Annotated in this window: 22 protein-coding genes and 3 tRNA genes; 18 read left to right on the forward strand and 7 right to left on the reverse strand. The window is 63.0% G+C overall.

The window, feature by feature from the left end; all coding sequences use genetic code 11:
* Positions 1 to 12: 12 nt before the first annotated feature.
* The gene (locus BN69_RS01020) at positions 13 to 1,446 is read right to left on the reverse strand and encodes an aspartate aminotransferase family protein (protein ID WP_014889676.1); all 1,434 of its coding nucleotides are present in this window, start codon (positions 1,444 to 1,446) and stop codon (positions 13 to 15) included.
* Between the two features lie 441 nt (positions 1,447 to 1,887).
* Here BN69_RS01020 and BN69_RS01025 point away from each other — a divergent pair, with 441 nt between their 5' ends.
* The 10 genes from BN69_RS01025 to BN69_RS01070 all read left to right on the forward strand — a co-directional run bounded on the left by BN69_RS01025 (position 1,888) and on the right by BN69_RS01070 (position 6,773).
* Positions 1,888 to 2,499 (forward strand): cold-shock protein, encoded by a 612-nt coding sequence (locus BN69_RS01025; RefSeq protein WP_014889678.1) that lies wholly within the window; start codon positions 1,888 to 1,890, stop codon positions 2,497 to 2,499.
* Between the two features lie 7 nt (positions 2,500 to 2,506).
* Positions 2,507 to 3,001, forward strand: coding sequence for a DUF192 domain-containing protein (locus tag BN69_RS01030; protein ID WP_014889679.1), 495 nt, complete (start codon positions 2,507 to 2,509; stop codon positions 2,999 to 3,001).
* Between the two features lie 83 nt (positions 3,002 to 3,084).
* A tRNA-Pro gene (locus tag BN69_RS01035) sits at positions 3,085 to 3,161 on the forward strand.
* A 64-nt stretch (positions 3,162 to 3,225) separates the two neighbouring features.
* Entirely contained in the window at positions 3,226 to 3,534 is a 309-nt protein-coding gene (locus BN69_RS01040) for an ETC complex I subunit (protein WP_014889680.1), read from the forward strand.
* Positions 3,535 to 3,543: 9 nt separating this feature from the next.
* A tRNA-Arg gene (locus BN69_RS01045) sits at positions 3,544 to 3,620 on the forward strand.
* Positions 3,621 to 3,700: 80 nt separating this feature from the next.
* A tRNA-Arg gene (locus tag BN69_RS01050) sits at positions 3,701 to 3,777 on the forward strand.
* A gap of 283 nt (positions 3,778 to 4,060) precedes the next feature.
* Positions 4,061 to 4,549 carry a DUF2865 domain-containing protein gene (locus BN69_RS18310; protein ID WP_158491288.1) on the forward strand — a complete coding sequence of 163 codons (489 nt, stop codon included), beginning with the start codon at positions 4,061 to 4,063 and terminating at the stop codon, positions 4,547 to 4,549.
* A 107-nt stretch (positions 4,550 to 4,656) separates the two neighbouring features.
* Positions 4,657 to 5,301 (forward strand): DUF47 domain-containing protein, encoded by a 645-nt coding sequence (locus BN69_RS01060; protein WP_041927076.1) that lies wholly within the window; start codon positions 4,657 to 4,659, stop codon positions 5,299 to 5,301.
* Between the two features lie 9 nt (positions 5,302 to 5,310).
* A complete protein-coding gene (locus BN69_RS01065) occupies positions 5,311 to 6,309 on the forward strand; it encodes an inorganic phosphate transporter (RefSeq protein WP_014889683.1) in 999 nt (332 codons plus the stop codon).
* The gene (locus BN69_RS01070; RefSeq protein ID WP_014889684.1) at positions 6,306 to 6,773 is read left to right on the forward strand and encodes an NUDIX hydrolase; all 468 of its coding nucleotides are present in this window, start codon (positions 6,306 to 6,308) and stop codon (positions 6,771 to 6,773) included. The genes BN69_RS01065 and BN69_RS01070 overlap by 4 nt, the downstream gene beginning before the upstream one ends.
* 31 nt (positions 6,774 to 6,804) lie before the next feature.
* Here the strand turns inward: BN69_RS01070 and BN69_RS01075 are convergent, their stop codons facing one another.
* Positions 6,805 to 7,959 carry a Mu transposase C-terminal domain-containing protein gene (locus BN69_RS01075; protein ID WP_014889685.1) on the reverse strand — a complete coding sequence of 385 codons (1,155 nt, stop codon included), beginning with the start codon at positions 7,957 to 7,959 and terminating at the stop codon, positions 6,805 to 6,807.
* A gap of 30 nt (positions 7,960 to 7,989) precedes the next feature.
* Positions 7,990 to 8,436: a hypothetical protein gene (locus BN69_RS01080; protein ID WP_014889686.1), complete on the reverse strand. Its 447-nt coding sequence runs from the start codon at positions 8,434 to 8,436 to the stop codon at positions 7,990 to 7,992.
* A 903-nt stretch (positions 8,437 to 9,339) separates the two neighbouring features.
* On the opposite strand from BN69_RS01080, the gene amoC reads away from it, so the two are divergent.
* From amoC to amoB, 3 genes are all read left to right on the forward strand, one after another.
* Entirely contained in the window at positions 9,340 to 10,116 is a 777-nt protein-coding gene (gene amoC / locus BN69_RS01085; protein ID WP_014889687.1) for a bacterial ammonia monooxygenase, subunit AmoC, read from the forward strand.
* A gap of 229 nt (positions 10,117 to 10,345) precedes the next feature.
* Positions 10,346 to 11,116, forward strand: coding sequence for a bacterial ammonia monooxygenase, subunit AmoA (gene amoA, locus BN69_RS01090; RefSeq protein ID WP_014889688.1), 771 nt, complete (start codon positions 10,346 to 10,348; stop codon positions 11,114 to 11,116).
* Between the two features lie 71 nt (positions 11,117 to 11,187).
* Positions 11,188 to 12,477 carry a bacterial ammonia monooxygenase, subunit AmoB gene (amoB, locus tag BN69_RS01095; protein ID WP_014889689.1) on the forward strand — a complete coding sequence of 430 codons (1,290 nt, stop codon included), beginning with the start codon at positions 11,188 to 11,190 and terminating at the stop codon, positions 12,475 to 12,477.
* A gap of 287 nt (positions 12,478 to 12,764) precedes the next feature.
* Here amoB and BN69_RS01100 read toward each other — a convergent pair whose 3' ends face one another.
* Entirely contained in the window at positions 12,765 to 13,118 is a 354-nt protein-coding gene (locus tag BN69_RS01100) for a hypothetical protein (RefSeq protein WP_014889690.1), read from the reverse strand.
* A gap of 74 nt (positions 13,119 to 13,192) precedes the next feature.
* The gene (metC, locus tag BN69_RS01105) at positions 13,193 to 14,377 is read right to left on the reverse strand and encodes a cystathionine beta-lyase (RefSeq protein WP_014889691.1); all 1,185 of its coding nucleotides are present in this window, start codon (positions 14,375 to 14,377) and stop codon (positions 13,193 to 13,195) included.
* Positions 14,378 to 14,452: 75 nt separating this feature from the next.
* On the opposite strand from metC, the gene BN69_RS01110 reads away from it, so the two are divergent.
* Positions 14,453 to 15,484, forward strand: a complete 1,032-nt coding sequence (locus BN69_RS01110; protein WP_014889692.1) for an amino acid ABC transporter substrate-binding protein — start codon at positions 14,453 to 14,455, stop codon at positions 15,482 to 15,484.
* On the opposite strand, the gene BN69_RS01115 is transcribed toward BN69_RS01110, so the two are convergent.
* Positions 15,477 to 16,067 carry a DUF2478 domain-containing protein gene (locus tag BN69_RS01115; protein ID WP_014889693.1) on the reverse strand — a complete coding sequence of 197 codons (591 nt, stop codon included), beginning with the start codon at positions 16,065 to 16,067 and terminating at the stop codon, positions 15,477 to 15,479. The two genes, BN69_RS01110 and BN69_RS01115, sit on opposite strands and share 8 nt — an antisense overlap.
* 118 nt (positions 16,068 to 16,185) lie before the next feature.
* Between BN69_RS01115 and BN69_RS01120 the strand changes: the two genes are divergently transcribed.
* Together BN69_RS01120 and BN69_RS01125 are read left to right on the forward strand one after the other, a co-directional pair.
* A complete protein-coding gene (locus BN69_RS01120; RefSeq protein ID WP_014889694.1) occupies positions 16,186 to 16,893 on the forward strand; it encodes a hypothetical protein in 708 nt (235 codons plus the stop codon).
* A 10-nt stretch (positions 16,894 to 16,903) separates the two neighbouring features.
* Complete coding sequence (locus BN69_RS01125) at positions 16,904 to 17,629, forward strand: DnaJ domain-containing protein (protein ID WP_014889695.1); 726 nt, start codon at positions 16,904 to 16,906, stop codon at positions 17,627 to 17,629.
* A 44-nt stretch (positions 17,630 to 17,673) separates the two neighbouring features.
* Here BN69_RS01125 and BN69_RS01130 read toward each other — a convergent pair whose 3' ends face one another.
* On the reverse strand, positions 17,674 to 19,344 hold the full coding sequence (locus BN69_RS01130) for a D-alanyl-D-alanine carboxypeptidase (protein WP_014889696.1): 1,671 nt from the start codon (positions 19,342 to 19,344) through the stop codon (positions 17,674 to 17,676).
* A 238-nt stretch (positions 19,345 to 19,582) separates the two neighbouring features.
* Between BN69_RS01130 and BN69_RS01135 the strand changes: the two genes are divergently transcribed.
* Positions 19,583 to 19,921 (forward strand): phasin family protein, encoded by a 339-nt coding sequence (locus BN69_RS01135; RefSeq protein ID WP_014889697.1) that lies wholly within the window; start codon positions 19,583 to 19,585, stop codon positions 19,919 to 19,921.
* A gap of 150 nt (positions 19,922 to 20,071) precedes the next feature.
* Positions 20,072 to 20,404, forward strand: coding sequence for a hypothetical protein (locus tag BN69_RS01140; protein ID WP_014889698.1), 333 nt, complete (start codon positions 20,072 to 20,074; stop codon positions 20,402 to 20,404).
* Positions 20,405 to 20,524: the final 120 nt, after the last annotated feature.

A 20,524-nucleotide genomic window follows, 5' to 3' on the forward strand; every position in this document is an offset into this window, starting at 1 on the left:
CGATTCAAACGGTCAGCCGCTCATTCGCGCCTTGATCGCGTGTTCCGCCAGAGTCTTGCCGAGCGACCAGACGGCGGAAGGCGCCTTGTGCGCGTCGGCGATGACGGCGTCGAAGGATTGCTCGATCCAATCGCAGTCTTCATCGGAAATCGTGAGCGGCGGCAGCAGCTTGATCGTGTGATTGCCGTGTCCGGCCACTTGCGTCAGCACTTTGTGATCGCGAAACAGCGGGATCGAGATGAGCTGGCAGAACAGGCCTGAATTCACCGTCTCCAGGAGATTCCAGGCGGCCTTCAGTTTGAACGACTTCGGCGGCCCGAATTCGACTCCGATCATAAGGCCCTTGCCGCGCACGTCGGCGACAAGCTCATAGCCGCCGGCCATCCGCTGAAACGATGCGAGCAGACGGTCGCCCGTCTTGGCCGCATTCTCGATCACCCGCTCGTTCTTGAGAACGTCCAGCGTCGCGACGCCGGCCGCCATGGCGAGATCGTTCTTGCTGAAGGTCGAGCCGTGCACGACGGCGCGATCCATGCGGTCGAAGACCTTATCGAAAATCCATTTGCGCGTGAGCACCGCTCCGACCGGCACGTGGCCGCCGGAGAGCGCCTTTGCGACGACGATCATATCGGGTTCGACGCCGGGGTAGTGATCGATGGCGAAGAACCGGCCCGTCCGCCCGATCCCCGTCTGAATTTCGTCGGCGACGAACAGGGTTCCGTATTTGCGGCAGAGCGCCTGCGCGCCGAGAAGATAGCCCTCTTGCGGAATGTTGACGCCTTTGCCCTGGATCGGCTCGACGAAGTAGGCGGCGACGTCGCGCCCCGCCAGAGCGCGTTCGAGCGCGTCGAGATCATCGAACGCGACCTCGCGCGCGTTCGGCAGCAGCGGTCCGAAACCCTTCTTGAAAATGTCGTCGCCGTTCATCGACAGCGAACCATAGGTCAAGCCGTGAAAGGAATGCGCGCAATGCAAGATCCCGGGGCGACCCGTCGCCGCGCGCGCGAATTTAATCGCCGCTTCAACCGCTTCGGCGCCCGAATTGGCGAAAAAGACCTTTTCCAGCCAGGGCGCGTAGCCGAGCAATTTTTCCGCGAGGACGCCGGCCAGAACTGAAACGTCAAGCTGCACGAGATTGGCGAGTTCGCCGTCGAGCACGCTGACGAGCGCGTCGCGCACCGCCGGATGGTTGCGTCCGAGCGCGAAGACTCCCCAGCCGCTGAGGAGATCGAGATAGCGGTCGCCCTTGCGGTCCCACAAATACGGCCCAAGGCCTCTGGTGAAGCCAACGTCATAACCGATCGTTTTGAGAACGCGCACCCACATTTCATTGAGGTGTTTTGTATGCAGCGAAAAGCGATCGCTCTCGCGGGCCGCCGCAAGCGCGGCGTGGTCGTAGCGAGGATCAATCCGCGCAGAACCGCTGTGGGTGGCCTGAACACTCATGGGCGCGCTCGCTGGCGCGGTCGACGAATGGGTCATTGGCGGCGCTCCAACCGAGGAAAAGGCGGGCGGGCGACAGGGCGCGCGACGCTCGCCGGCTTCCGATTGCGCGCCCGGGGGGCGTTTGTCAAATCCCCGCTGATGTGGCGCAGGGGCCACAGCTGCAAAGATTTTGGGCGTCCCCACCGATTTTATCCGCGACAGAATCCGCGTTTATTGCGCAATATCGCTGCGCGCATTGTGGCGCACGCGCGCATATTTCGGTTTCAACGACAATGGCTTCGCCAATTCGCGCGGCGACGGAGGGCGTATCCACAGACATTCGCTAGTGTACAAAAATTGCCGGTTGGATGGCGCGCCGCGGGTGTTATCTTGTTAGAAGTGATTCATGAGCGACGCGGGGTGATTCGCGCTTCAGGACAATCGCCAGCGCGCGCCAATCGAATGCTCTGGATCAGCACGGGGAGTTGGTCGGTGAGCGCTAAAGTGACTTTTCAGGATGATTTGACGGCGAGCGCGACAGAATCCGATGAGACCGGTCTCGAATTGGTCGAAGTCGCGGGACGGATTAAATGGTTCGATGTCGCCAAGGGCTACGGTTTCGTCGTGCCCGACGACGGCTCCGACGACATTCTCCTGCATGTCACCATTCTCCGCCGCAGCGGTATGCAGACGGCCTTTGAAGGCGCGCGCGTCGTCTGCGAGGCGCAGAAGCGCGTCAAGGGCATGCAGGTCTTTCGCGTCATCGCGATGGACGAGTCCACCGCGGTGCATCCGTCACAATCATGCGCCGGGCGCACCCACGTCCAGATTGTCCCGACAAGCGGCTATGAGATCGCCATCGTCAAATGGTTCAACCGCATGAAGGGATTCGGCTTCCTGACGCGCGGCGAAGGCACCGAAGACATTTTTCTGCACATGGAGACGGTGCGCCGCTACGGCATGACCGAACTCAAGCCCGGCGATAGCGTCCTCGTGCGTTACGGCGGCGGTCCCAAGGGCTTGATGGCGGCCGAAGTGCGGCCGCTCGACGCCAAAAGCGTTCCGTCGCACTGAAGCGTCGATGCTGCGCAAGGCTCTTAGGAGCCCCACCCGAATGAGAGCGGCGCAAATTCTCCGCACAATGATCCTGTCGCTCTTGCTGGCGCTGGTCGCGTCGACGGTCGCGCGGGCCGAGTCCGCGGTTGAAGTCATGCGCATCGTGACGGCGACGGGGGAGCATGACTTCAAGGTTGAAGTCGTGGACACGCCCAAGGCGCGCGCCCGCGGGCTCATGTTCCGCAAGTCGATGCCCGCCAATCACGGCATGCTGTTCGAATTCCAGGCCGAGGGGCCTGTTTCGATGTGGATGAAAAATACCTACATTCCGCTCGACATGGTGTTCATCGGGCGCGACGGGCGGGTGGTGGGCGTGGCAGCCGACACGACGCCGATGTCGGAACGCATCATAACTTCGCCTGAGCCGGCCTATGCGGTGCTGGAGCTGAACGCCGGCGCCGCGCGGAAAATGTCGCTCGCGCCCGGAGACCAGGTGCGGCACCGGATATTCAAGCGCTAGCCGCATTCCCTTGTGAGGGGCGGCCGTGCGTGGTAGCGAATTTCGAGCGAGGGCAGGGCCGTCATGGGCGCGGCTTGGTCCGGCGGGGTATAGCGCAGCCTGGTAGCGCGGAAGTTTTGGGTACTTCAGGTCGCAGGTTCGAATCCTGCTGCCCCGACCAGCGCGAAGACCGCCGCACGCCGCTCTCATGACGCGTCTACGCGCGCAGCCAACGACGAGGCCATATGACCGCACGCATCTATCTTCCGGCGCCGAGCGCCACTCAATCCGGTCCGGGGTCGGACATGTGGCGGCTCGACTTCGAGCCGGAGCTTCCGCGCAGCATCGAGCCGCTCATGGGCTGGACGAGCTCGGCGGACATGCGCCAGCAGGTCAGGCTCAATTTTTCCACCAAGGAGGAGGCGATCGCCTACGCCGAGCGCAATGGGCTCCCCTATCGGCTCGAAGAGCCCAAGCCCAATCTGGCGGCGCGGCGCGGCGCATCCTATTCAGATAATTTCAAGACCAGCCGCATCGGTCTCTGGACGCATTGAGGCTGTTTCGGCCCCGTAGCTCAGCCGGATAGAGCAACTGCCTTCTAAGCAGTAGGTCGCAGGTTCGAATCCTGCCGGGGTCGCCATATATGACTACCCTGTCGGGCGCTGCTGGCGCCGCGTTGGCCGAACTGATACGGTCCGCGGCGAAAGCTGCGCCATCGACGGCTCCGTAGCTCAGCTGGATAGAGCAACTGCCTTCGAAGCAGTAGGTCGCAGGTTCGAATCCTGCCGGGGTCGCCAGTCGAAGTTGAGTAGACGGGGACGGCGAATGCGGCTCAACCGCCAAGGTGCGACAGGGATCGCCGGCGCTCTGGCTTTCGCTTTGGCGTTTGTCTCACCCCTGGACGCTTTGGCTCAAGGCGAATTTCTCGATTTCCTCTTTGGGCCCGATCAATCTCCGGGGTTCTCGTCCCACCGCTCCTGGCGGACGATGCGTGCGCGCTCGCGGCAACCGAGGCGCGCGCCGAAGACGTCTGTTCATTACGCTAAACCCGAACCCGGCGGCGCCTCCGACACGGACTCGATGTCCGGCGGCGGCTACTGCGTGCGCGCCTGCGACGGCTATTATTTTCCCCTCGTCAAATTATCGCGCATTTCCGGCCAGCAATCCTGCGAATTCGCCTGTCCGTCAGGGCGCGTGCAGCTCTATCAAGGCGCAAGCATCGAGCAGGCGCGCAACGCCAAAGGTCAGCTCTATTCGGCGCTTCCGGCGGCGTTCCGCTTTCGCGACAGGCTGACTGCGGGATGCGCGTGCAACGATCCGGCCGCGTCTCGCGCCTATTACCTTGGGCTGTCCCGCCGGGATCCGACATTGCAGACCGGCGATATCGTCGTCGGCGAGAAGGGCGCTTTCATTTACAGCCGCTCAAGCCTTGTGAGCGTCAGTCACGCCTCGCGCCAGGTCAGGGCGCGGTTACGAGGCGTGCTGCCGCGCAACCTCGCGCTGGATGCGGCGAACGCCTCCCGTGACGGCGCCGTCGCGCTGAACAAAACGCAGCGTCCGGCAAAATAGACGCGGCCTCGGCTCTGCGGCGCTTTACACTCGACGCCGCGCCGGCTATGTGCCGCGGGCTCATTTATGACGTTTTTGTGACGAGCTGCCGGGGAGGCGAGAGCGCCATGCTGTCTTGGTTTCAGGCGCTCATGCCGAGAGAGGAGCGCTTCTTCGATCTTTTCGAGCGGCATGCGGAGACGCTCGTCGCCGGATCCCGCGCCTTGCGCGAATTGCTGAACGGGGGCGACCGCGTGCTCGTCTGCAGCCAAGAAATCCGTCGTCAGGAGCATGAGGCCGACGCCATCGTCCGCGAGGCCCATCTGGCGGTTCGCCGCACATTCATCACGCCGTTCGATCGCAGCGACATCCGTGACCTGGTCACCGCGATGGACGACGCGATCGACCAAATGCATCAAACGGCGAAGGCGACGCTGCTCTACGAGACGCGAGATTTCGAACCTGGCATGCGTCGCATGGGCGATATAATCGTCCAGTCGGCGGAACTCACGCGCAGCGCCATACCCTTGTTGCGCTTGATGCGCCAGAATGCCGGCAGGCTCAACGCTTTCAGCGAGGAGATCACCCGCATTGAGGACGAGGCCGACGCCATTCACGATCAGGGCTTGAAGGAGCTGTTTCTGGCGCACCGCCACAAAGACCCGATGGCGTTCATCGTCGGGGCGGAAATCTACGGCCATCTCGAACGAGTCGTCGACGGCTTCGAGGACGTCGCCGACCGCGTCGCCGGCATCGTCATCGAGCATACTTAGGGACGACGCTTGCAGAACTTTTCATCGTATCTGATTGGGCTTATCGCGGTCGCTCTGATCTTCGATTTCCTGAACGGTCTGCACGACGCCGCCAATTCGATCGCGACGATCGTCTCGACCCGCGTTCTACGTCCGCAATTCGCAGTGGCCTGGGCCGCCTTCTTCAACTTTATCGCCTTCGTTTTTTTTGGGCTTCACGTGGCGCAAACTGTGGGCGCGGGCATCGTCTCGCCTAATATCGTCGATGATTTCGTGGTGTTCGGCGCGCTGATGGGGGCGATCGTCTGGAATTTGATCACATGGGGATTGGGCATTCCGTCCTCGAGTTCGCACGCCCTCGTCGGCGGCCTCGTGGGCGCCGGCGTGGCCAAGGTCGGCGCTTCGGCGATCGTGTGGGACGGACTGCTCAAGACCAGCGTCGCGATCGTATTATCGCCGGCGCTCGGGTTCGTTCTGGCGCTGGCGCTGATCCTGCTCGTGTCCTGGATCTTCGTGCGACGGACGCCGGGCGGCGTCGATGCGCTGTTTCGCGTCCTGCAATTCGCCTCGGCCTCGCTTTATTCGCTGGGCCATGGCGGCAATGACGCGCAGAAAACCATGGGGGTGATCGCGGTGCTCCTCTATTCGCATGGGGCCCTCGGCGGCGAGTTCTACGTGCCCTTTTGGGTCGTCATCGCGTGTCAGGCGGCGATGGGCCTTGGCACCTTGTTTGGCGGATGGCGGATCGTGCGCACAATGGGATCCAGGATCACCCGCTTAACGCCGGTGCAAGGCTTCTGCGCCGAGACGGGAGGCGCCATCACTCTGTTTCTCGCGACGGCGCTGGGCGTTCCGGTGTCGACGACGCATACGATCACCGGCGCGATCATTGGCGTGGGCGCGTCGCGGCGCGTCGCGGCGGTGCGCTGGAATGTCGCGAAGGACATCGTCGTCGCCTGGGTCATCACCATGCCGATGGCCGCCTTTTTCGCGGCGACCTTCTATGCGCTTGCGAGGTTCGCGGCATGAAGGCGGCCAAAACGAAGAAGAAGCGCGTCGGCGCGGGTTCTGTCCTTCGCACGCAATACGCGGCCTTACCTTGGCGAATCAATAATGGGCGCATTGAGATCATGCTGGTCACCTCCCGCGACACAAAGCGCTGGGTGATACCGAAGGGCTGGCCGATGAAAGGCCGCAAACCGCATATCGTCGCGGCGATCGAAGCGGTGCAGGAGGCCGGCCTCATCGGCAAAATGGACAAAGCGAAGCTCGGCGATTTCCGCTATGAAAAACGCCTCGACAGCGGCGCGACGGTCGACTGCTGCGTCGAAGTCTTTTCTCTGCGCGTACAAAGGCAGCGCAAGAAATGGCGTGAGAAGAAGCAGCGCGCCACCCGATGGTTCGAATGCGCCGTCGCCGCCGGACTCGTCGAGGAGCCGGAACTGCGCGACCTGATGCTGGGCTTTTGTAGGGCGCTGTCGCAGCAAAAATGATGAGAGCGAAGGTCCGCATCGTTCGAGCGCGTCACGAATCGGCGTCGCCGGTTTGATGTAACGCTCCTGCCGATGCCGGAGGCATGCGGGCGTATTGAAGACGTGTCGTCCGATCGATCTTTGGAGATCCCTCGTCGTCGCCGGTCCGTGCGGCGCGTCTCGCCCGCGCATGGCCGGACCGCTCCGGGCAGGCGCCGCCGCATCCAGCTTTGGGCGCGCTGTCGGCGCCTCTGCGATCGGCGTCACGACTCCTGAGCGAAGGAACGAGCAGTTTGCAATTCCTGCGGCAGGCTTCGTCCGAGGCGCCGCCGTCCGTCGCCGCGACATTTGCCGCTTCCATGGATCCCTTGCCGGTCTCCTGAACGAAAATCCGCGAAAGATCCCGCGGATCGAATTTGACCGCCACGCGTTCGCGTCCTTCTCGATGCAGCCGAGCGAGCCCCGGCGACCAGAATGTTTCTCCAAGCACGCTGACGCCGCTTGAACTGAGGGCGCAGACGGCGTCGGGCAGGAGGGACAGTCGAAAGCGCATGCAATCTTGCGGCGCGCGCAGCGGCGCCGCCGCTACGGCCTCCCGCCAGCCGTCGAGCGGCGTGCGTCCCGTGTCCTTGTGCGCACGATGATGATAATCATTGACGAGGCCGTCGCCGACGGCGAATTCCAGTTCGCGTATGTCGCGCGCCAGCGCGCGTCGCAGATGACGCGGCGCTCTCGGCGTCCAGCTGACTCCATTGGCCTTGGCGACGGCGACTTTGCCGAATCGGCCGCCGAACATATGCGTGGCGCGCACGCCAAAAACGCTTGAACGGATCGATTCGGACGCCGTCGCGATTCCCTGATCGCGCCAGGCGCGCGCCAATTGGCGAAAACCGAAAATGCTTTGCGGGTCGATGGCGATGGTTTCAGGTAGCCCGGCGGCGGGCCAATCGCCAGTGAGCCCGCGCGCGTTCATCCAGCGCGCCTTGTCGCAAACGGCGTGCAGCAGACACAGGCTGAGCGAGACGCGCGACGGCGGCGCCAGCGAAAGGTGAAAGCCGGCGATCATGCGCGTATTGGCGTCGATGGCCAAAGTCAGCCAGGGATAGCCTGTTTCGCCCGTCCGCTCGTCGACGACATAGTCTTCGATCTTTACGTGATCGAAGTAAACGATCTGCAGCGGCCGTTCCGGAATGTCGCTCAGCCGCATTTGAGCCAAGTCCCGTGAGCCATGGTCCAATCAGTTCGCGACGCCGCACGCGCCGCGACCGCGACTCTCGAAGTCTCGCAGACGCTTGCGAATGGTGCGCCAGTTCGGCGGCGCCAGAAGCTCTTCGCCGCAGCGCTGGTGGATGTCCTGGACCAGCGCCCTGAATTTCGGCCGAAGCGCGTGCGAATAATGCGCTTTGATCGCCTCCTGGATGAGCTGCTCGCGGCGCGGATCGAGACAGCGCGCGCCTTTCGGACGGCCCACCGGACGCCTCCAGGGCGCCGTGACGGCCCCGCAGGTGCGAAATGTCTTCATCATGCGATAGGCGGTCGCGCGGCTGACGCCCAAATCCTTTTTGAGCTCCTCAATGATCTCCTTGGAAGGCTTGTCCACAATGCCGCTCAGCAGCTGGCGGAGAGAATCTTCACGCCGCTTGCGATAATTCAACTGATGGTCTTCTTCAGAGTTTCCGCTCATTTATTTTTCTCTTTTATACTCTTCGGGCCACCTTGTAATTTTGCTTTGCGTTAGATCGTCGCTGCTTTTTCTTGCCTCCTGTCGGGCGTGATCGTTCACGTCAAAGACATTGGTTCGTATGGAGATATTCTGCCTGCGAGGCGCGACGTTTTGGCGACGCGCACGCCATTCGCCCCTGCGTTTTCGCTCTCTCCGCAGTCCGCGCGCGGACAGGATCGTCCCAACTCGAGGGGGATCAAGTTGGGACGATCGTTCGCGCCGGGGAGGGCGGCTAAAGGTTGAGGGCTCGGTTCACGGTCGGAATGAAGATTGCGAAGAGGAACACGCAGAAGGCGACCCAAAAGGCGACCCAGCCAAGTTCATTGAACGCGTGCAAAGTCTTCATCCGTTTTCTCTCCATGGACTGCGGCGGACGCTGTCGATCAGCGCTGTTTCGATTTTCAACGATTCAACTCGACGCACAATAGGTTTAACTTGCGGCAACATGTCGCAAGTTTGACTATAATCTGGTCTTAAATCATTCTAAGTTGGCGTTGTTTCATATTATAATACATCAAAAGCTAATCAACCGCGCCAACAAACTCAGATATCAATTACATACAAACATTGAGTCTCAACATTTGTAGCAATAAAATGAGATTTTAAACAGCATATGGTGCAAATTGTCGCATGTGGAATACTATACTCTTCTTGACGTCGACAGTGTTCGCCGTGATAGGGTTCCCCCAGCTGTGAACGCCGCCGCGGGTTTGCGCACGTCGCGAGCGGTCATCGCACAAGCGCTCTTTTGACCGCTTCACGCGGCGCGACGGGCGCCTTGCGCGGCGCGCATCGCAGCAATGGGAGGCGAAGCGCCAATCGGGACCGCACGTGCGTCTCGAACCCGCAAGAGGAGAGGCAAGGATGAATCAAACGACAGAAAAAGCCGTGAGCGCCGCGCAAGCCGGCGAGACCGATACGATCGTGAACTACAAGCCCGCCTATATCACGATGGGCGTCATGCTGGTCTTCTACGTCGGCATCCGAGTCTATGAGCAATATTTCGGATGGAAGGCCGGCCTCGATTCCTTCGCGCCGGAATTCCAGACCTACTGGATGAATTTGATGTGGACCGAGCTGCCGCTCGAGTTCGTCGCCTTCTGCGGCATCGGCGGCTATCTTTGGAAGACGCGCGACCGCAACATCGACGCCGTCGCGCCGCGCGAGGAGATGCGCCGCATCCTGACGCTCATCGGCTGGCTCGCGGTGTACGCCTTCTCCGTCTACTGGGGCGCCTCCTACTTCACCGAGCAGGACGGCACCTGGCACCAGACCGTGATTCGCGACACCGACTTCACGCCGAGCCATATCCTCGAGTTCTACCTCAGCTATCCGATCTACATCATCTGCGGTTGGGGCGCCTTCATGTATGCGCACACGCGCATCCCGCAATTCGCCAAGCGAATTTCGCTCGCCTTCCTGATGTTCTTCGCCGGGCCCTTCATGATTTTCCCGAACATCGGCCTGAACGAGTGGGGCCACACCTTCTGGTTCATGGAAGAGCTGTTCACGGCGCCGCTGCACTGGGGCTTCGTGTTCTTCGGCTGGTTCGCGCTCGCCGTTTTCGGCGTCGCGCGCCAGGTGCTCGATCGCGTGATCGAACTCAGCAAGGAATACGAGAAGGACGCTCTCGCGCTCTAGATCGCGCCGCATCTGAGCTGAACCGCCCAAATGCGGATGCGTGATCGAATCCGAAAGTTAGAGCGCGCTCCAAGCAAAAAGCCGGTTCCCACTTTTTCGCCGCGCGCGCCAACGCGCATCGACCTTCGCGCGTCAACGCTTCGAAACGGAAAGCGGCCGTCGACCGAAAGGCGAAGGCCGGGCGGGGCCGCCGCTTTCCTTCCGCAAGATCAATTCGAGAGAGGAAAACATGTCGGCATCAATTGAAACAGGCTCGCCAACCGGCAAGACCTGGAAATCGAAAGAAGAGTTTCTCGGCTGCGTCATTCTGACGGATTGGATCCTGCTGGTGATCCTGTTCGCCGTGCTGCTCGGCTCCTTCCACATCCACTACATGCTGCTCGCCGGCGACTGGGACTTCTGGATCGACTTCAAGGATCGACGCATGTGGCCGACGGTGACGCCGATCGTCGCCATGTGCTTCGCCGCGGCCGCGCAGTCCTTCTTCTGGACGCGGTTCCGACTGCCGATCGGCGCCACGACCGTCGTGCTCGCCCTGCTGATCGGCGAGTGGATCAACCGCTATGACAACTTCTGGGGCTGGACCTTCTTCCCGATCAATCTGGTGTTTCCGTCGGCGCTCATTCCGATGGGCTTCTGGCTCGACATCGTGCTGATGATCTCGGGCAGCTGGCTGGTCACCGCGCTCCTTGGCGGCCTTGGCTGGGGCCTGTTGTTCTATCCGATCAACTGGCCTGTGTTGGCGCAATATCATCAGGCTGCTGAAATCGACGGCGTGCTGCTCACGCTCGCCGACCTCATCGGCTTCAACTACGTCCGCACCGGCACCCCGGAATACATCCGCATGGTCGAGCGCGGCACGCTGCGCACCTTCGGCAAGGACGTGGTTCCGGTCGCCGCCTTCTTCTCCGGCTTCATTTCGATGCTCGTCTACTTCCTGTGGTGGAACATGGGCAAGTGGTTCTCGACGACGAAATATCTCGAGATCGAAGAGGTCTAGGACGCGACGCGCAATTTCACCGGAGCCGGCGACGGCTCCGGCGGCGAAGAAACGCAAGGGAGTGACTCGAGATGAAAAGTTTGAATTTGCACTCGATGGCCAAATGCGCGACGGCCCGCGTCGTCCGCCTTTGGATCCTCGGATTGGCCGTCGCAGGCGCCCTAACCACCCTGCCGGCGGCGACGCCCGCCGCCGCGCATGGCGAACGTTCGCAGCAGGCCTTCCTGCGCATGCGCACGCTCAACTGGTATGACGTCAAATGGTCGAAGACCGAGCTCAATGTGAATGACGAGATGGAGCTCACCGGAAAGGTGCATGTGTTTTCCGGCTGGCCGCAGGCCGTCGCCAGGCCCGGCGAATCCTTTCTCAACGTCGGCGAGCCGGGGCCGGTGCTCATCCGCAAGAGCGCCTTCGTCGGCGAAGTGCCGGTGCCGCGCACCTTCTCGATGGATGTCGGCAACGACTATGAATACAAGATCGTCCTGAAAGCGCGCCGGCAGGGCCGCTATCACGTGCATGTCCAGATCAACGTCAAGGACGGCGGCCCGATCGTCGGTCCGGGACAGTGGATCACCATCAAGGGCGACATGAAGGATTTCACCAATCCGGTGACGCTGCTCGAAGGTTCGACGATCGATCTCGAAACCTATGGGATCACCTGGACCTATATCTATCACTTCTTCTGGATGGCCGCCGCCGCCGCCTGGATCCTGTACTGGTTCATGACCAAGGGGATCATCGTCCGATATTGGCAGGTCAAGGCCGGCAAGGGCCGCGAGCTGATCGGCCAGGACGAAAAGCGGATCGGCGCGGTCACGCTCGCCGCGGTTCTCCTGGCTGTGCTGGTCTTCTACGCCAGCGCCAATCGGGAGTTCCCGCGCACGCTGCCGATGCAGGCGGGCTTGCTGACCGGCATCTCGCCGATCGACGAGCCGCGGTCGACGGTCGCCGTTCAGTTCAAAGGTGGCTCCTATACGGTGCCGGGCCGCGAATTGCGGATCAGGGCGAAGGTGACCAACAATGGCAAGGAGCCGATCCGGCTCGGCGAATTCACGTCCGCCGGTCTGCGCTTCCTCAATCCGGACGTCTTCACGACGCGGCCGGATTTCCCTGACTATCTGCTTGCCGACCGCGGCCTTTCCGTGAGCGATCCCAATCCGATCGCGCCCGGCGAGACCCGCGACCTGGAAGTGATCGTTCAGGACGCCCGCTTCGACATCGAACGCCTGTCCGATCTCGCCTATGACACCGACAGCCAGTTTGGCGGACTGCTGTTCTTCTTCAGCCCCTCCGGCGAGCGTCAGAGGGCTGAAATCGGCGGCCCGGTGATTCCGAAGTTCCAGGCGGGAGCCACGCTTTAATCCTCCAAGCGTTGTTGCGCGCTCGCTGCGGGCGCGCAACAAAACCTTGCCCGCCCAAGTTCTTGGGCGGGCATTTTGCATGGCGATTAGACGATCGCCAAAGCGCGGGACCCAGACGCGGCGGCGAGGCCAAGCCGCCCCCTTTAGCACGCTGACTTAGGCGTAGGGGTTATAGCGAGAACGACGCCGGCGGCGTCAATTGCAGCTCCGTTTCCACGCTTTAAGGTCAAAGGCGCGCGCCCCTTTTCCATGCGCCGCAACGAGGACCGACTTGGAGATGCGATGGATCAGCGCGTTTTCGCCGGCGGCGGATCGGCGCGCATCCAGCCCTTCGGGAGCTTCATGCGGGCGGCCTTGCAAAACCCCGTAGGTTCGGGGGCCTTGGCGGTCTTGTCTTTCTTGCTTGAGTGGCTCTTGGCCCCTGCCGGGGGAGCGTCCTTGTCGCCTTTGTCGTAGACCGTCTTGTCCTTGCAGACGTCGGGGCATTTGCCGATGACGTCGGATTTGTTCTGGCCACATCCCTTGCAGGCGCATGTGGAGTTCGGAAAGTCCTGACCGCTGGCCGCACGCGCCGGCGCGACGCCCGCAATCAAAAAACCGCAGACGGCCACATAGGCAGCAACCCGGGAAACGGCCACCATATTGCTTCTCCTCTTCAAGACAGCTTTTCACGATAGGAACGCCAAAACCTGGAATACACCGCCGCGCGCCGCCTTCAATGGGCGTTGAGGCGCGCGAAGCCCGCCTCGAGATCAGACTTCAGATCCGCGACGTCCTCCAGTCCGATGGAGAAGCGCAGCGTCGGTCCTTCCGGCGTCCAGCGCGTCGCCGTCCTGTAAGAAGAGCAGTCGAAGGGCAGGACAAGGCTTTCATAGCCGCCCCATGAGAATCCGATGCCGAACAGTTCCAATCCGTCGACAAAAGCGGCGACTGCCTTTTTTGAAGTCGCTTTGAGGATCACGGAAAAAACGCCGGAGGCGCCGGTAAAGTCTCGTCGCCACAGCGCGTGGCCGGGATGCGTCGCAAGGCCGGGATGCAGCACGCGCGAAACTTCCGGCCGGTTCTCCAGCCACTGCGCGACGTCGAGCGCGGCGCGCTCCTGCTCGCGCAGCCGTAGCGCCATGGTGCGCATCCCGCGCAGGGCGAGCGCGGCGTCGTCGGGACTGGACCCCATGCTGAAGGCGTTGAAGGTCGCGCGCAGGCGCTTCGCCCATGCAGAATTGGCGGAAACGAGCCCCATGAGGAGATCGGCGTGGCCCGAGAGATATTTGGTGCCGGCGTCGATGACGAGGTCGCAGCCGCGCTCATGCGGCGGGAAGAGAAGGGGGGTCGCCCAGGTGTTGTCCGCGATCACACAGGCGCCATGGGCGTGGGCGGCCGCGGCGATCGCAGGAATGTCTTGAACCTCCATGCTCAGGGAGCCGGGCGACTCGACGAGCACCGCGGTCGTTTCGGGCTTCATCATCGCGGCGACGCCGCCGCCGATCAAGGGATCATAATAGTCGACTTTGACGCCGAAGCGCGCGAGGAGACCGTCGCAGAAGATCCGCGTCGGCTGATAGGCCGAATCCACGATGAGCGCATGCGCGCCCGCTTGCGTGGCGGTGAGAAGCGCCAACCCGATCGCCGCAAGGCCGGAGGGCGTCAACACCGTGTCCGCGGCGCCGGCGATCTCGCTCCAGCCCTGCTCGAGCGCGCGAGTCGTGGGCGTCCCCTTGGTGCCGTAGGTGTACGGCTGCCGTAACGCCTCGAGAGCCGCGACCGTCGGGAACAGCACGGTCGAGCCGCGATAAATAGGGGGATTGACGAAGCCGAAATGATCGAAGGGCGCGCGGCCGGCTTGCGTCACCAGAGTGGCGGGCTTTAATTTGCGCCTTGCTTTTCGCTTTTCTTCGGACATGCCGCCTCTGACAACTCGTCTTTGCGTGAACGCCGCGCGACCGTAGTATATCCTCCGCCGGATGCCGAGCCCGCCATGATCCGCCGCACAGCTTTCGCCTTCATTGCGGCCTTCGCCGGAGCGCTTTTCGCCCTTGGCGCCGGCGCGCAAACGGATGTCGGTCCCACGCTCGCGCAGATCATGAAGCGCGGCTATTTGACCTGCGGCGTTAGCGACGCGCCCGGCTTCGCCCAGCGCGACGGCGCGGGCGAATGGCGCGGCTTCGACGTCGATTTCTGCCGAGCCGTCGCCAGCGCCGTCCTCGACGACCCGAACAAGGCGCGATTCGTCGAGCTTTCGCAGAAAGAGCGCGCTGGCGCATTGCAGGCCGGCGCCGTCGATCTGCTGGTTAGCGCGTCGCCCTGGACTCAAGCCCGCGACACCAGCCATAGGCTGATCTACGCCGCCATCTTCCTGCATGACGGGCAGGGCTTTTTGGTCCGACGGCAGCGCAAAACCGCTTCGGTTCAGGACCTGGACGGCGCATCGATCTGCGTCGAGCAAGGCACGCCCTACGAACTTGCGGTCGCCGACTTTTTCCGGGCGCGCAAGGAGAAATATGATCCAAAGCTGTTCCCGAGCCTCGAGGACGCGGCCAAGGCCTATGACGAGGAGAAATGCGACGCGCTGACGGCCGACGTCTCCACGCTGCATGGCGTCCGAATCGGCTTGACCGCGCCAGCGGACCACGCGGTCCTGCCGGACATTCTATCGAAATCGCCGCGCGGCCCACTTGTCCGCCAAGGCGACGATCAATGGCTGAACATCGTTCGCTGGACCCTGTTCGCGATGATCGACGCAGAGGAGCTGGAGGTGTCGAAGGCGAACGCCGACGCCGCCTTGTCGTCGGAGAATCCGCAGATACGGCGGCTGCTCGGCGTGGACGGCGCCCATGGCGACGATCTCGGCCTCTCTCAGGATTGGGCCTACCGCATCGTCAAACATGTCGGCAATTACGCCGATGTTTTTGAGCGCAATCTCGGGCGGGGGGCGCCCTACGCCATGGAGCGCAGGCTGAACGCTTTGTGGAACAAGGGCGGCCTGATGTATGCGCCGCCGGTCAGATAGTAGCCCTTTCCGGCGTACCGGCGCATAGCTTCGCCCACCAATCCGCGAGCGCCTGGCGCTCGGGCGCGACATCTTCCGCCAGCGGCCCGGCGAAGGCGCGCCATTCGTCGCGATAGTGCGGAGAGACCGCCGCGATCACCGGAACGCGCGCGGTCATCGCCGCTCGGAAGGCGTCGCAAAGCCCGCCACGCGCCGCCTCCTGTTTGGAGAACTTGCTGATAACGATCAATTGCGCGCCGTCGCGCGCCGCGCGCTCGATCGCCGCGCAGGCGAGCGCCAATTCGCTCGTATCGAGATTGCAGGCGACCGAACCGGGGCCAAGGTCCTGCGAGATCGGATAGAATGCGCCCGTGGCGACGTCGCGCAGCACGATGCCCGAGCGGCCCGATGAATCCGCGACGCGCGTCTGCGTCACGCCGCCGACCCGCACGCCAGCCCGCATCAGCTCTTCGCCGAAGGCCCGCATCAGCGACTGGATCCGAACGCTATCTTCAGCGGGCAGGGCCGCAATGCGCGTCCATCCGTTCGCGGCGGTCAGCGCGGATCCGTTCAGGACATGAGATTCTTCGCTGGGGATCGACATCGACTCCTCGCCGGGCGCGCTGAAAGAGCCTATGTTTCAGGTTACGCGCCAGCCTCTTGTTTATCAGAGAGCAGGGCCGATTTGATAGAGAGCGTCAGATAAAACGACGTGAACCGCAGTGGGCGAACATTCACCTAAACCGCCGGCAGCTCAAGGCTCTGCGCAATCGGGGCCGATAGAGGCCTTCCTGGACAAGGCAAGGAACGTCGCGGCGAGCGCGGCGCGGGGACGCTTGATTTTCGCGCTGGACGCCACGATGAGCAGACAGCCGACCTGGGACATGGCCCAGTCAATTCAAGGCGAAATGTTCCGCACGACCGCCGCGCAGGGCGGACTGGATGTTCAGCTCGTCTATTTTCGGGGCTTCGGGGAATGCCGCGCTTCGCGCTTCGTCTCGGGAGGCGAGGGGCTCGGCGCGCTGATGTCGCGCATCGCCTGCCGAGGCGGCCGGACGCAGATCGGCAAGGTTCTGCGCCACGCTCTCGACGAATCGCGCGCGGGACGCGTGGGCGCGCTGGTTTACATCGGCGACGCCATGGAGGAGCGGCTCGACGCCCTCGCGGCGACGGCAGGCGAACTTGGGCTGCTCGGCGTCAAGGCCTTCATGTTCCATGAGGGCCAGGACTCGGCCGCACAGCATGCCTATCGTGAGATCGCGCGACTGACGGGCGGCGCCTATGCGGCGTTCGACGCCACGGCTCCAGGGCGTTTAGCGGAGCTACTCGCCGCCGCGGCGGCCTATGCGGTAGGGGGCAGACGCGAGCTGGAGCGGCGCGCCGAAGAAGGCGCGGACGCCGCGCGCCTGCTTTTGTCTCAGATCGGTTGAGGATAAACGGATGCCCATTCTGATCGGACTCATCGCCCTGCTCCTGACGATCGTGGCGCTGAACGCCTATACGAAGACGTCGCCGGCGCTGTTGGCGGTGATCTTCAAGCGCGGGGGCGGCTTCGTCGCCCTGGCGCTGGGCGCATTGCTTTTGGTGCGGGGACGCCTCGACCTCGGCATGGCGCTCTTGGGCTTTGGCGTTTGGCTCATGGGCCTCGGCGGGGGCGCCCTGCGCGGCTTTCGCAAGGCGGGCGCCGGCGCCGGCGGCGTATCGCGGGTTCGGTCGGCGATGATCGAAATGGAGCTCGACCATTCCACGGGCGCCATTCGGGGAGTGGTTCTGGCCGGTCAGCACGAGGGCGTGCATCTTGATTCGCTGGCGCGGCCCGCGCTCCTCGAACTCTACGGCGTTTGCCGGCGGGACGATCCTGACGGCGCCAGGCTTTTAGAGGCTTATCTGGACCGCCGATTTTCCGGCTGGCGTTCGGCAAGCGATACGCACGCAAACGCGGGGGGATTTCGTCCGGGCGAGGGCGGCGCGCGACATGCGGGCGCGATTACCGAAGACGAGGCTTACGAAATTCTCGGCCTCAAGCGCGGCGCGGCGGCGGCGGACATTGCGCGCGCCCATCGTGATCTGATGAAGAAGCTTCATCCAGATCTTGGCGGAACGACTGATCTTGCGGCCCGGGTAAATGAGGCCAAGGACGTCCTCATGCGGCGTCACCAGCACTGACGCGCGTCGCGCGCCGTAGTCGTGGTCCCAAGTCGTGGACATGATCAGTTCTTTGTCGTGAAGCAGGAGAAGCCGGAGCGCTTGAGCGCCTTGCAGGCCGACTGCGCCGTATCTTCCTCGAGTCCGGCGAAACGCGCGCGGTAGAGCGTTTCAGTTCCCCGCTGCACCTTTTCGGTGAAGGCCTTGGCGGTGGCGGGAAAGCCTTGAAGCTGGCTGCGGGCGCGCACGAGCAGCTGATTGGCCTTTTCCTGATCGTCGGTCGCGCCGATCTGAATCATCCAGCCTGGCCGCCCCGGACGCGCGGCGTCCGCCTTTGCGAGCTGCGATTTTGCGGAGCCGCCGCGAACGGCCGAAGGCGTCGTGGACACCGGCGTAACCTCGATCTTACGCGTGCCGCTCGTCGTGGAGCCGTCGCGCGCGGCCACTGGCGTCGCGCCGGCGCGGGCCTTGGCGCTCGGAGAGGCGCCCTTGCGTTCCTCATCTCTGTCGTCGGCCGTTCGTTTCTGGCCGCCGGAAACGAAAGCGGGACGAACCGCTGGCCGCTCAGCGCTCTCCTGCGGCGGAACGGCCGCCGCCGGAGCCGGAGCGTTCAGCCGGCGGTCAAACGGTTCGGGCTGCCCGGCGGGCTCTTCCTGAGGCTCGGCATACGCCAAGCGCTCCGCGGCGATCTGCTGGGCGCGCTCGGCGGCGCGTTCGGCGCGCTGCGTCCGCTCATACGCCAATTGCTCCTGCGCCTCGGCGGCGCGCGGATCTTCGCTCACCGCCGCGGCGGTTCTTACCGAAGAGCCGCCGTCGATGTGTTCCTCGATCAGCCCCGCCATGATTCGATCCCGCGTATAGGCGGTCTTGCCGCCCATCACCACCGCGACGATGTGATGCCCGCGACGGCGCACCGAGGTCAGCAGATTGAAGCCGGACGCGCGCGTGTAGCCGGTTTTGATGCCGTCCATGCCTTCGACCTGGCCGAGGAGATGATTGTGGTTTCGGTGCAAGGCGCCGTTGTAGGCGAAGCTCGGCGTCGAGAAATAGCGATAATAGCGCGGGAAGCGCTCCTGGATGGCGCGTCCGAGCAGCGCGAGATCATAGGCGGTCGTCACCTGATTGGGGTCGGGCAGCCCCGACGCATTCTCATAATTGGTGTTGCGCATGCCCAGCGCATGGGCCTTGCGCGTCATCATCTGCGCGAAACTATGCTCGTCGCCCGCAACGTTCTCGGCGATCGCGCAGGCGATGTCATTGGCGGATTTGGTGACGACCGCCTTGATCGCATTGTCGACGCTGATCGTCTGTCCGGGACGCAGGCCGAGCTTGGACGGCGCCTGCGCCGCCGCGTGCTGCGAAATCATCAGCGGCGAGTCCAGGCGCAGCCGCCCTTTTTCGAGCTGCTCGAACAGAAGATAGAGCGTCATCACCTTGGTGACCGAGGCGGGATGGCGCAACTCGTGTTCGGCGCGGGAATACAGCGCGCGGCCGCTGTTGGCGTCGACGACGATGGCCGAAAAGCCGCGATGCTCGCCGATGACAGGATCGCCGTTGGCGTGTGCGCGCGCCCGAACGGCCGAATTGCGGTCGTCAGAAACGCTGCGATGATGGAAATGGTGTCTGCCGCGCGCCTCCGCGCAGACCGACATCGCGAGGAGGATTGTGATCGTGGCAAAGCTTACCGCGAGGGAGCGGGGCCGCAGCAGGCGGTCCGACATACTCGATCTCAGCATAAACGCGCCCCTTGACTTCACTGTTGTTCGCGCAACCGCCCAGCCGCGCCAAAAGTGACGATTTGGCAGACTAAGCGCTTGCGGTTACCCACGGGTTAAGCGCGAGCCCGGCGTCGCGCCTATTTTGCGCCGCAACATTTTCGTTGACTTTATTTTGTGCAATGCATATAAATAAGTCGTGAGCGGGCGCATAGCGCCGCATAGGGCGCCTTTGCGCCAAAATCATGAGGACGAACCCATGGCAGCTAATTTCGACAGCGTTCAGAAGCTCGGCAAAGAGCAGTTCGAAGCCGTGTCCGCCGCTGCGGCTGCGGTGACCAAGGGCTGGCAGAGCATCGCCGCCGAGACCACCGATTATTCCAAGAAATCCTTCGAAAAGAGCCGCGTTCTGGCCGAAAAGCTGATTACCGTGAAGAAGATCGACGAAGCGTTTCAGCTTCAGACCGATTTCGCCAAGAGCGCCTACGAAGATTTCCTTGCCGAAGCGACCAAGCTCGGCGAACTCTACGCCTCGATCGCCAAGGAAGCGTTCAAGCCGATCGAATCTGCGGCGAAAGCCTATAGCCCTGCCGAGTAATAGGCGCTAAACAGGTTCGTCCAAAACGCGGCTAGGACATATGAGCCCGGGGAGGCGATCGCCTCCGCCGGGCTTTGGACCAAGCGCCGTTCGCGCCGAGACCTCTGTTTGAGCAAGCCCGAACGGCCGTCTTTAGCCAAGGAGCACCACATGAGTCATGGAAAGCCGGCGCTCGCCGCCGGCGCCCTGTTTGGCGCGTTTCTTCTGAGCGCTGCAATGCCCGCGACTGCGCAGGATGTGCGCGTCGGCTGTTCCCTCGTCCAGCAATATGGCGGCGCGGAAGTGAGCGCCATGCTTGAGCAGGTCCGCTCAACCGTTGGCGACAGCGAGGCGAACACCCTTCACGCCAAATATGTCGGCCTCAAGAACGACTGCAGTTCTAATCTGAGCGCGTCTCGTGTGGTTCACCTCTCTCCCGCGATGCACAGGCTCCTCGCTGAAAATGGCGTGAACGTTCACCGCTTCGCCGTTTTGCAGCGATAGTCCGCGCTCCGCCCCAAACCTGAAAACATTGGGGCGGGCGCCGCTTTTCACGCTATCTGGGGACGGCGGCGCGCGCGGAGTTCCGAGACGCGGCGCGAAACTGTAGACTTTGGCCCGAAT

Source organism: Methylocystis sp. SC2 (assembly GCF_000304315.1).
Taxonomy (GTDB): Bacteria; Pseudomonadota; Alphaproteobacteria; order Rhizobiales; family Beijerinckiaceae; genus Methylocystis.